The sequence below is a fragment of the Fructobacillus ficulneus genome (assembly GCF_001047075.2).
In the GTDB taxonomy this organism is placed as follows: Bacteria; Bacillota; Bacilli; order Lactobacillales; family Lactobacillaceae; genus Fructobacillus; species Fructobacillus ficulneus.
This window is the reverse complement of record NZ_DF968001.1, coordinates 57980-62451: the sequence shown is the minus strand read 5'-3', so window position 1 is coordinate 62451 and position 4472 is coordinate 57980. Positions and strand designations below refer to the sequence as shown.

General features: G+C 46.2%; 4 protein-coding genes. All 4 read left to right on the top strand.

The features are described from left to right. On the top strand, nt 1–1182 hold a 1182-nt coding region (locus AOQ29_RS07955), incomplete at its 5' end, for a cation-translocating P-type ATPase (protein ID WP_242977390.1). Nucleotides 1183–1188: 6 nt separating this feature from the next. Next, a complete protein-coding gene (locus AOQ29_RS03615; protein ID WP_061993175.1) occupies nt 1189–1626 on the top strand; it encodes a hypothetical protein in 438 nt (145 codons plus the stop codon). A gap of 239 nt (nt 1627–1865) precedes the next feature. Continuing rightward, nucleotides 1866–4004 (top strand): YhgE/Pip family protein, encoded by a 2139-nt coding sequence (locus tag AOQ29_RS03610; RefSeq protein ID WP_061993174.1) that lies wholly within the window; start codon nt 1866–1868, stop codon nt 4002–4004. Between the two features lie 34 nt (nt 4005–4038). Then, nucleotides 4039–4467, top strand: coding sequence for an Rrf2 family transcriptional regulator (locus AOQ29_RS03605; RefSeq protein ID WP_061993173.1), 429 nt, complete (start codon nt 4039–4041; stop codon nt 4465–4467). Nucleotides 4468–4472 lie beyond the last annotated feature (5 nt).

Genomic DNA, 4472 nt, shown 5'->3' with positions numbered 1-4472 from the left:
GTTCCAGCGGACCCCCAAGCCGATGAAATAGAAAAAGATTTGACCTTGGTGGGAATGATTGCCATGATTGATCCCGAACGACCAGAGGTCAAGGATGCCGTTGCTCAGGCGAAGAAGGCCGGTATCCAACCAATTATGATTACGGGTGACCACCCTAAGACCGCGGCAGCGATTGCCGGTCGATTGGGTATTTTAACGGACGAAGACGACCGGACTAAGGCCGTCATGACGGGAGCCGAATTGGATGAAATGTCCGATGAGGCCTTCGAAGATCGGGTGAAAGATGTCCGAGTCTATGCTCGAGTTGCCCCAGCCCATAAGGTGAAGATTGTCCAAGCTTGGCAAGACAAGGGCAAGGTTGTCGCAATGACCGGTGACGGTGTTAACGATGCGCCTGCCTTAAAGACCGCCGATATCGGAATTGCCATGGGAATTACCGGAACGGAAGTTTCTAAGGAAGCCGCCGATATGGTCTTGGCTGATGATAACTTCGCCACGATTGTTTCGGCCGTGAAGGAAGGCCGGAAGGTCTTCGCTAACATTCAAAAGGCCTTGCAGTACTTGCTGGCCTCGAACTTGGCCGAAGTGGTTGCCATCTTCATGATGACCCTCCTCGGTTGGGAAGTTCTGGCTCCGGTCATGATTCTTTGGATTAATTTGGTCACCGATACCTTACCAGCGATTGCCTTAGGCTTGGAACCATCACAACCAGGATCGATGTCGCAAAAGCCGCGTGGTAAGACGGCAAACTTCTTATCCGGTGGTGTTGGTCCAGCCATTATCTGGCAGGGAATCTTGCAAGCCGTGATTGTCTTATCCGTTTATGGAATTGCCTTGGCCTTCCCAGAACACCAGGGATCAGAATTGATTCATGGGGATGCCTTAACGATGGCCTTTATGACCTTAGGATTGATGCAAATGTTTAACGCCTTTAACGTTAAGAGCGTTTACCAATCAGAATTAGGTCCACAGGCCGTGGCCAACAAGTTCTTTAACTGGGCCTTGTTGTTCTCACTTTTGGCTATGATGGCCGTTGTCTTCATCAAGCCATTGAACCCAATCTTCCACGTGACTTACTTAGATACTTACCAATGGTTGATTGTTGCCGCAGCAGCTTTCTCTATCATTGTGGTGGTTGAACTGGTAAAATGGGTCCAACGACATTTTTACAATAAAGGATAATGAACATTGGCAAAATTTAATCCCAAGCAACTCCAATACTACTTACAAGCTTTGCAAGAAGTTTTGACTAAGACCCAAGAAACAGCTGACCACGTTTCACCATTTTTCGTGAAGCTTGATGAAGCTAAGCAAAAGGACGCTTTGGCCGATATGCCAAAGGCTGACTTTTCTGAAATCAAGGCTGAATTCGATGACGCCGTTGCCGTCTACCAAGACGGTGCCAAGACATTGGCCGGTTTGACAATTCCTGTTCGTTTCATGGGCGCTCACAAGACCTTAGCAAAGGCCTACCAAGACTACGCTGATGCCACTCAAATGATGGCTGACGCTGTTATCCTTGATGGTCAAAGCATTGATGAAGCTAAGTTTGCTCAATCAGAAAAGGACCAAGAAACTTACTTGAACAAGGTTCAAGCCCAAGTTGCTAAAATCTTTGGTGTTTAATCATTAATTAAAAGCACTACCGTACTGACATGACGAAAAGTCGATCAGGAGCGGTGGTGCTTTTTTTATGCTGTGGAATATTAAAGAGGAGGGCGATTCAAGTTGGGAGAGGGTTCGAATTCTCCCCCTCAAACCATTTGGGAATTTAATTTTATCGGGAAGCCATTGCCAGTTGCTTTGTTAGTTATCCGGGTATATAATCTATCCATAGATATTAAAAGGATATGGATTATGAAACGATGAAATTATTTAAATCAAACGAATGGCAGCGGGTTAGGGGGATTAGGGGGATGGTGATTGCCCTAGGCGTCATTGCCCTAATCCCCAGTCTTTATGCTGTTATCTTTTTATCATCCCTCTGGGATACCTATGGCCATGTCAGCCATTTACCGGTCGCGGTTGTCAACCAGGACCAAACTACAACGGTCAATGGTAAGACAGAAAACTTGGGTCAAGACCTAACGACGTCTTTGGTCAATGGCCAAGATTTAAAGTTCACCCAGGTCAGTGAAAAGACCGCCAAGTCAGGTTTGAAGAGTGGCAAGTACTATATGACGGTCACGATTCCAGCTGACTTTACCAAATCTTCTGGGACCCTATTGGGAAAGACCCCCAAGACGCCGACAATTGACATTCAGCAAAATGGGGGTCGAAGTTTCTTCGCGCAAAAGATTACCGATTCGGCCGCTGAAAAATTAAAAAATAAGGTAAGCCAGTCACTGCAAAGGGTTTATTTGCAAAACTTATTGAAGGGAACTAAAACTTCTCAAGATGGCTTTTCGAAGGCTGCTACTGGTGTCAATCAACTGGGGGCAGCCCTCGGTAAAATTAAAAACGGAGCCAGCCAGTTGCAGGCTGGAACGACGACCCTGCAAACTGGGTCAGCGACCTTAAGTAATGGTCTTGCCCAGTATACTGGGGCCGTCGGTAAATTAACTACTGGTTCTGCGACTCTAGTTACAGGTAATAACCAGTTGGCTACTAGTTTACAAAAGATTGGGACTGGGATTAACCAGGGACAAACGGCTAATGCCGCTAATATCAGTCAACTTAATGTCGGCTTTGATAAAGTGAACCAAGGCTTACAACAACTTTCTCAATTGCAGGTAGCGATTGACCACAGTCAGTTGGATAGCGATGTAACGGCCGTCAATTCTGGCTTATCAAATGTTGATCAGAATGTTAATGCGGTCCTAGCAGACCCAACGGTGCAAGATAAGGTGAAAACTGACCCGGCCTTCGCCCAACAAGTTAACGACCTTAGATCAAACCTAACGGCGACAGAGAAGTCTTCCCAGGATTTGAAAACGTCTTCTGCGGCTCTGACCACAGCGGTTACGCAGCAAATTACTGGTTTGAAGACGCAGTTAACTACATTAACGACACAAGCGACAACGCTTAACAATGGTGCCAAGGCAGCCATCCAACAGTTGAATGCCAGTCTCAGCCAACTCGCCAATGTGTTAACCACTCAAGCAGCACCGGGAGCAACAAACCTGGCTCAAGGGGCAACAACCTTAGAAAATAGCTTAGGTCAAGTAAATGGGCAAAGCCAAACGCTAAATGGTGGGGCAACTGCCTTGAGTGCTGGAGCAAGCCAACTTGTTGCGGCTGAAAACCAGGTCACAACGGCCTTACAAACGGCCCAGAGTGGTAGTGAACAACTGGCCCAAAGCTTGGCAAACGGAGCGGTCAAGTTATCAGTTGTTCATACGGATAAGAAGAATGTCCAGGCTTTGACGAGTCCGGTCAAAAATAAGAGCACGTCACTTTCAAACATTGCTAACAATGGAACTGGGATGGCACCTTATATGATGTCGGTTGGTCTCTTTGTCGGCATGATTTCTTTCAGTACGGCCTTTGATTTTATTACTCTAGGCAAAAAGCCTAAGAGTGGTCTACATTGGTGGGCTGAAAAGCAAACCGTGACAGCCACGGTTTGGGTTGCCCAGGCGGTCATCATGACGGGCTTGTTAGTCCTCGTTGATCAGATGGCTCCTAAGCATATTTTGATGACCTTCGTCGTGGCCTTGGTGACGGCCTTTGCTTTCAACCAGTTTGTGACCATGGTGATTGTTGCCTTGGGAAAGCGGGGGTCGGCTTTGTTGCTGGTCTTCATGGTTTTGCAGCTGAGTGCTAGTGCGGGAACTTATCCAATCGAGCTTTCGAACCACTTCTTCCAGGCCATCCATCCTTTCATGCCAATGACCTATTCCGTTGACGCCTTGCGTCAAGTGATTTCAATTGGCGGTTCGGCTACCACTGACTTACTGGTTTTGTTGGTTCTCGGATTGGTATCGATGGTGTTGACTTGGTTGATGTACCATCGCAAGTTAGAGAATGATACTGTTTTATTTCCAAATTCTGCTAAAGAATAAGTTATAATAGTATTTAACTTTGGAGAATTATGCGATGAAAATGTCGATTGGTGTCGAGCAGAGTTTGGTTATCTTAGTTTTACTAAGTATCAACGATAACCAACCCATCAAGAGTCGGGCTTTGAGTCAGAAATTAGATGTATCGGATTCCTACTTAAAGAAAACCATGAGAAAACTTGTCGTGGCCGAAATTGTCGAAGCAATTGCCAGCAAAGATGGTGGCTACACTTTGGCCCGCCAACCAAAAGATATTACGCTTTTGGATGTCTACGAAGCTATCGAGGGAACGGATAGTTTTATCCAATCGACCAAATTAGCCGGTCGAGTCTTTGATTCACCAGAAATGATTGAGGCAGGGTCGCGGGAAGTTTTGTCGAGTATCCATACGGCGGAAAATCGCTTTAAGGATGTTTTAAAACAGTCTTCAATCCAAGATTTATTGCCACCAAAACAAGCAAAATAATTTGA

Excerpts from the sequence above, each read along its gene's own strand:
- AOQ29_RS03610 (WP_061993174.1), top strand. The coding sequence starts at position 1,866 with ATGAAATTATTTAAATCAAACGAATGGCAGCGGGTTAGGGGGATTAGG.
- AOQ29_RS03605 (WP_061993173.1), top strand. The coding sequence starts at position 4,039 with ATGAAAATGTCGATTGGTGTCGAGCAGAGTTTGGTTATCTTAGTTTTA.